The organism is Acerihabitans sp. (assembly GCF_036398755.1).
Taxonomy (GTDB): Bacteria; Pseudomonadota; Gammaproteobacteria; order Enterobacterales; family Enterobacteriaceae; genus Acerihabitans.
In genome coordinates this window covers 1-6,327 of sequence record NZ_DASWOM010000119.1, presented here as the reverse complement: position 1 = coordinate 6,327, position 6,327 = coordinate 1, and the positions used below count along the sequence as shown (strand labels likewise).

The 6,327-nt window shown below is 49.5% G+C and carries 7 protein-coding genes; 3 read left to right on the top strand and 4 right to left on the bottom strand.

What is annotated here, in order from left to right; genetic code table 11:
• Positions 1 to 348: transposase (locus VGC33_RS19860; RefSeq protein WP_331122504.1), on the top strand; the 348-nt coding region annotated here is incomplete at its 5' end.
• Here VGC33_RS19860 and VGC33_RS19855 read toward each other — a convergent pair.
• Complete coding sequence (locus tag VGC33_RS19855; RefSeq protein WP_203521240.1) at positions 243 to 866, bottom strand: hypothetical protein; 624 nt, start codon at positions 864 to 866, stop codon at positions 243 to 245. The two genes, VGC33_RS19860 and VGC33_RS19855, sit on opposite strands and share 106 nt — an antisense overlap.
• 499 nt (positions 867 to 1,365) lie before the next feature.
• Here VGC33_RS19855 and VGC33_RS19850 point away from each other — a divergent pair, with 499 nt between their 5' ends.
• A complete protein-coding gene (locus VGC33_RS19850; RefSeq protein WP_203521241.1) occupies positions 1,366 to 1,716 on the top strand; it encodes a hypothetical protein in 351 nt (116 codons plus the stop codon).
• Between the two features lie 13 nt (positions 1,717 to 1,729).
• Here VGC33_RS19850 and VGC33_RS19845 read toward each other — a convergent pair whose 3' ends face one another.
• Together VGC33_RS19845 and dsbB are read right to left on the bottom strand one after the other, a co-directional pair.
• Positions 1,730 to 2,821: an acyltransferase family protein gene (locus VGC33_RS19845; RefSeq protein ID WP_203521242.1), complete on the bottom strand. Its 1,092-nt coding sequence runs from the start codon at positions 2,819 to 2,821 to the stop codon at positions 1,730 to 1,732.
• A gap of 205 nt (positions 2,822 to 3,026) precedes the next feature.
• The gene (dsbB, locus tag VGC33_RS19840; RefSeq protein ID WP_132921350.1) at positions 3,027 to 3,557 is read right to left on the bottom strand and encodes a disulfide bond formation protein DsbB; all 531 of its coding nucleotides are present in this window, start codon (positions 3,555 to 3,557) and stop codon (positions 3,027 to 3,029) included.
• Positions 3,558 to 3,929: 372 nt separating this feature from the next.
• Here dsbB and fadR point away from each other — a divergent pair, with 372 nt between their 5' ends.
• Positions 3,930 to 4,649, top strand: a complete 720-nt coding sequence (gene fadR / locus VGC33_RS19835) for a fatty acid metabolism transcriptional regulator FadR (protein WP_132921351.1) — start codon at positions 3,930 to 3,932, stop codon at positions 4,647 to 4,649.
• 72 nt (positions 4,650 to 4,721) lie between these two features.
• Here the strand turns inward: fadR and VGC33_RS19830 are convergent, their stop codons facing one another.
• Positions 4,722 to 6,257 (bottom strand): SpoVR family protein, encoded by a 1,536-nt coding sequence (locus VGC33_RS19830; protein ID WP_203521244.1) that lies wholly within the window; start codon positions 6,255 to 6,257, stop codon positions 4,722 to 4,724.
• Positions 6,258 to 6,327: the final 70 nt, after the last annotated feature.

Here is a 6,327-nt window from a genome sequence, read left to right as displayed (position 1 = left end):
GGAACACGTAAAAACTCAGGCTTGTTCATCGATATGCTATGCCAGCTGAAAAGCACGTATCGCAGCGCCAAAACGATCACCCTTATTGTCGATAATTACATCATTCACAAAAGTAAAAAGACATTGAAGTGGTTGAAGAAGAATCCAAAATTTATTCTTATTTATCAGCCGATTTACTCGCCATGGGTGAACAAAATAGAGCTCTTATGGTTAGCATTACACGAAACGGTGACCCGCAATCATCACTGTAAAACAATGTGGGAGTTACTAAAAAATGTCAGACAATTTATGAAAACCGCATCACCTTTCCCAGGCAACAAACCTGGACTAACAAAAGTGGAGCGGTAATAGGCGCAGTTATTTAGGCTTTGCTCGCTTTCCCGTAATTGATGCTCGGCATGACTCCTTTCGTGCTCTTTATGCCTGAGATTTTCATTAGCATCACGCACCCCTTTTTCAGCGGCCTCAAGGGGATGTTTCGCCATCCATTCCTCATGCTCTTTTTGGCGGATGGCTTCTTCATGCCGGCGACGCGCCTCTTGCTCCTGCCGTATTCGCGCCTCCTCGTCATGCCTGCGCTGTGCTTCTTCGGCTTCATGCCTGCGGCGCGCCTCTTCCGCCTCGGCTCTTTCCCGCTGCTCGCGCCGCCTTTGCTGCATCTCATAGCGGTTTGTGCCGCCGGTGCCGCTCCTGTGTCTGCCGGTATAAGAAGTGTTATGGCCGCCTTGGAAATTGTGCGATATGGAGGGTGTAGGGGCGGGGCTACGCTGTTCGCCGGTATAATGCCGGATATCTCCTCTCGGATCATGAGTGGTGGTCCAGCCGTTGCCATGATTTATTGACCCGCCTGTAAAATTATTATTCATAGTCTTTCCTTAGATTAATTAATAAAAATTAAATGGCGTTTATGTTATTTATTCTTGAGATAATAATTAATATTAATATCAGGATTATGCTCAAAAAAATAAAATACAATAAGTAATTAACCACAGGGAGCCTAAAAAAAGGTTAAACAGAATGGGCGAATAAATGATAACTTATCGGCAGTGAGTAAATTTAAAAGTATTACGGATTGAAATGGAATTTTAGAATTGGATTATTTATTGGCTATCTAATCAAAGCGCTATCACAGCATGTTTAAGATCCGGCAGTGGAGAATATCAAGCAATTCTTTAATAACAGATGGCCTATATGAGCAGCTAAACTTGTAAGTTTAACTTGCAAGTTTAGCGGGTTAGTGACAACCTCGACACTTATGCTTGCCGCTTTCAGTCGTGGCGGATAGGCGGTCGCGCGATGGGCAGCCAGACCATACACTTGGCCGCTTGTTGCGTCATCCATTGTCGTATCATTGGAGAATTGCTCATGCCCTGGCATCAATATTTTTCCTATTTTTTTGGCGGCATGTTTGTTTCCAATGCCATTCCACACCTTGTCAGCGGCATGATGGGGCGGTCTTTCCAAAGTCCGTTTGCCTCGCCGCCGGGCCAAGGGCTGTCTTCATCAACCGTGAATGTGCTGTGGGGAGCAGTCAACATCGCGCTGGGTTACCTTCTCATCTATCGGGTTGGCGATTTCGATCTACGCGTTACGGGGGACGCCGGCACGGCCGGCCTCGGAGCGTTATTGATGGCGATCATATCCGCACGGTTGTTCGGGCGGTTTCATGGTGGGGAAGGTTCCGGCAAAACAAATCAATCATCCCGGGGTGAATGATTGAAAAAGCCTCTCAAACCAGCGCCTTTTCAGTGCGAACCAGCGACGGGTACTGGAACAGGACGCGGCCGACGCCGCGATTCAGGGCCCACCAGATTGCAATTGCTCCCGCCGCGCATAAGGCCGTGACCGCCAATGGGTAAAATGCCAGCCACAGCTGGGAGAACAGCTTATTATCGAAGGCGTGATAGCGCACCAGCGCTCCCAGCGCCGGCACGGCCATCAGTTCGGTGAGCAATTTATGCAGTACATAAATCTGCAGCGTATTTTTACCTATCCAGTTAAGGGCCTGCAACGGTCCGCTGTGCCACAGCCAATGGCGGTTCACCCACTGACAGCATAATATGGCGACGCAGACCGCCAGCGCGCTGGTAAACAGGCTCTTATCCATCGTCAGCATCCAATGGAAAAGCGCCAATCCGGTAAGCGCCGCCAGCAGCGTCAGGCGGGATCGCCTGTCCGCCAGCAAGGCCACGATACGCGAACCCAGAAAACAGCCGGTAAAGAAGAATATGCCGTTTTGCGCCACGCTTGCCGGACCCCACCAGGGAACCAGGCCCAAAACGCAGGCGTAATTCAGCACTGCCCCCAGCCCAAGCAGTAAGACCCAGTGATTCCGCCACAGTTTGCAGATGACAAAATAGAGCGCCAAGGCATACAGATACCAGGGACTGGACATGGCTGCCGCTACGTACAGTATGAATTGGCCCGCGGAACTTGCATAGGCGGCGTTGTGCGCCATCAGCCGCCAGTCGTCAAAGGCCAGGTCGCGGTTGATTAAACTCACGCACAGCCACTGTACAAGACACCACAACAGATAGAGATAAAACAGGTTAACCGCTTTTTTTGTCAATACCTCATTCCAGGAGCGTACGAGAACGCCGTCCGCGGCCAGCAGACCGGAAATAAAGAAAAAGGCCGGCATGCGCAGAGGTACCAGATAATGGTTAATCCCTACCCAGACTTTGGTAATGAACTGGTGCTGGTTGATCACCGATAGCGACGGGATATAGCTGGTGGTAATGATATGGTTTAATACCACCAACAAAATGCAGACGCCTTTCAGAGAATTAATCCATTGGATTTTTTTGGCAGAGGCAGGCATGCAAAACTCCCCGTCGACGGTGATGTTGAGCGAACTTAAAACGGAGGGTAGCGGGAAGAGGAGGGGGGATCAAAGTGAAATCGGGGTTTTAACGGCGATTTCACTTTTCATTTATTACGGGTATTACAGGCCACATGCCGGCTCGATAACCCGGAAAAGCTTTACGCGGCCTCGGGAGAAAGGGCCCCTGCGGGTCCTTTAGCCTTTAACGGTTGAACAGGTCGCGTTTTTTCGGGCGGAAAAATTGAGCAATCAGCACCAGGATGCCTACCAGCAAATAGGCGCCGAAGATCACGATCATCCATTGCGGCATTTCCAGCGACATGAAATGCCATTGGCGGACGGCGCAATCGCCCGTGGCGCTGAAAATCGACGGCAGCCATTTGTCCAGGGGCAGCCACGAGGGAAAACTGACAAAAAAATCGCAGGTGACGAACGGTGAGGGGTTCAACTGGATATCAGTATGCTTCATAGCCAGTTTCAAGCCTTCCCAAGCGCTGTACAACCAGATAATCAATGCACCGTAGCGTAACGGCGTGGCCGGCGCTATGGCGCCGATGATCCCCGCCCCCATGACGCCATAAAGAGCAACCCTTTGATAAATGCATAACACACAGGGTTTTAATAACATCACATGCTGAAAATAAAGCGCCACCAGCTCCAACGCCAGGGCAGTAAGCACCATCAATATCCAGGCGCCACGACCTCGCGAGCAGCGGTTGAGAAATTGCAACATATATTATTATCCAGGCCAGTTGCTTGTAAACACGCAGTTTAAATCAATTAATGACAGATGCCAGCCTCTTTTTTAAGTAAAGTACGATTCGTTCTCCAGCTTGTTTCGTTTTCATTGAAACTCTTGTCATTAAGAATTCATCTTAAGTGATATTTTTGCGAGGTCTCTTAACGTAATCTGAAGCTGATACAGGTATTATGTTTAAAGAAAACATTATCAAAATTAATCATAAGGTGACAAATATGCCTCGTTATTGCCATCACCGACAAGGTTTTACCTTAAGTCCCTTCATCTCCCTATATCAGCTTGACGCTATCTGCTATGATTAGCCCGTTTTAGCTTACTTACGCATGCTGCACGGAACATACTATTATGGTTATCAAGGCGCAAAGTCCCGCCGGTTTCGCGGAAGAGTATCTTATTGAAAGCATATGGAATAATCGTTTCCCGCCGGGATCCATCCTGCCCGCGGAACGAGAACTTTCAGATGTGATTGGCGTTACGCGGACCACTTTGCGGGAAGTGCTGCAACGGCTGGCCCGGGACGGTTGGCTGACCATTCAGCATGGTAAACCGACCCGGGTAAACAACGTCTGGGAAACCTCGGGCCTGAATATTCTCGAGACGCTGGCCCGCCTCGATCATGACAGCGTTCCGCAGCTCATTGATAATTTATTGTCGGTACGCACCAATATCGCCTCGATATTCATTCGCATGGCGATACGGTTTTATCCCGATAAAGCGCAGCTTGTTCTGGCGCAGGCGGCAAATCTGGAAGATCAGGCCGATGCCTTCACCGAAATGGATTACCGCATTTTTCATGAATTGGCTTTTGCCTCCGGCAATCCTATATACGGCCTGATTTTCAACGGACTGAGGGGGTTATACCTGCGGGTAGGGCGCTATTATTTTTCCAATCCCCAGGCCCGCGAGCTGGCTCGCAATTTTTACACCCGTCTTTCCGCCCTGTGCCGGGAAGGATTATATGATCAGGTTATTGATCTGGTGCGTCATTACGGCAATGAGAGCGGGGCCATCTGGAACAGCATGCAGTCCTCCATACCCCATGATATCGCCGAAGCCGGACGCTGAGCCGGCATCATTCCGAAGAAGGGTGTGAAGGCCGTGACCGACCTTCACCGGGTTTCTGTAGGGGATAAGATATCACAAGGGTAAGTTGCGCGCGGGACAACGCTCAATCAATTCCACATTTCCGTCTTCATTAAGCTGTTCCATATACACATCAAAACTCCACAGCCGATGAATATGCTTCATCACTTCGCGACGGTTTTTTGCTAACGGCGCGCGATTTTGCGGCGTATAGCGCAGAGTCAGCGAGCGGTCGCCGCGCAAATCCACATTCCAGACCTGAATATCCGGTTCGAGATTGCTTAAATTGTACTGGGAAGAGAGTTCCTGCCGTACCGCCCGGTAGCCGTCTTCATTGTGGATGGCGGCAATTTCCAGGTAATTGTTATGATCGTCGTCCAACACGGTAAACAGACGGAAATCCCGCATGATTTTCGGCGACAGGAATTGGCTGATAAAACTTTCATCCTTGAAGTTATGCATGGCGAAATGCAGGGTTTCCAGCCAGTCGCTGCCGGCGATATCCGGGAACCAATGGCGATCTTCTTCCGTCGGCGACTGGCAGATACGCTTGATGTCCTGGAACATGGCAAATCCCAGTGCGTACGGGTTGATGCCGCTGTAATAGGGACTGTTGTACGGCGGTTGATACACCACGTTGGTGTGGCTGTGAAGGAATTCCAACATGAACCGGTCGGTCACCTTTTTCTCATCGTAGAGATGGTTGAGAATGGTGTAGTGCCAGAATGTGGCCCAACCCTCATTCATGACCTGGGTCTGTTTTTGCGGATAAAAGTATTGGCTGACTTTACGGACGATACGCAAAATTTCCCGCTGCCAAGGTTCCAGCAAGGGGGCGTTTTTCTCCATGAAATACAGCAGGTTTTCCTGCGGCTCATGGGGATAGCGGCTGGCTTCGGCGGGAGATTCCTCTTTATCCCGGCGGGGCAGGGTACGCCAAAGATCGTTGACCTGGCTTTGCAAATAGGCTTCTCGGCTTTCCTGCCGGGATTTCTCTTCCTCCAGGGAAATTTTCTGCGGCCGTTTGTAACGATCCACGCCGTGGTTCATTAAGGCATGGCAGGAATCCAGCAGCTGTTCCACCTGTTCGACGCCGTATCGCTCTTCACATTTAGTGATGTAATTACGGGCGAAAATCAGGTAATCCACAATGGAACTGGCGTCGGTCCAGCTGCGAAACAAATAATTATTTTTAAAGAAGGAATTATGGCCGTAACAGGCATGGGCAATCACCAGCGCCTGCATGGTCATGGTATTTTCTTCCATCAAATAGGCGATGCAGGGGTTGGAATTAATGACAATTTCATATGCCAGCCCTTGCTGACCCTGTTTGTAACGTTGTTCCGTTTCGATAAATTTCTTGCCGAATGACCAATGGGTATAATTAATCGGCATACCGACACTGGAGTAAGCATCCATCATTTGTTCCGAGGTAATGACTTCTATCTGATGTGGATACGTATCCAGCCGATAGAGTTTAGCCACCCGGTCAATCTCGTCCAAATACTCCTGTAATAGCTCAAATGTCCAGTCGGGTCCATCGCTAAGACAAGTGGAATCCTTTAAACGTTCATCAATGGAAATCGTCATCAGCGCACCTCATCGTTACAGACAGTACATCATCATGCTGGCTTATTATTAATCCTAGTGCAAGATGAAA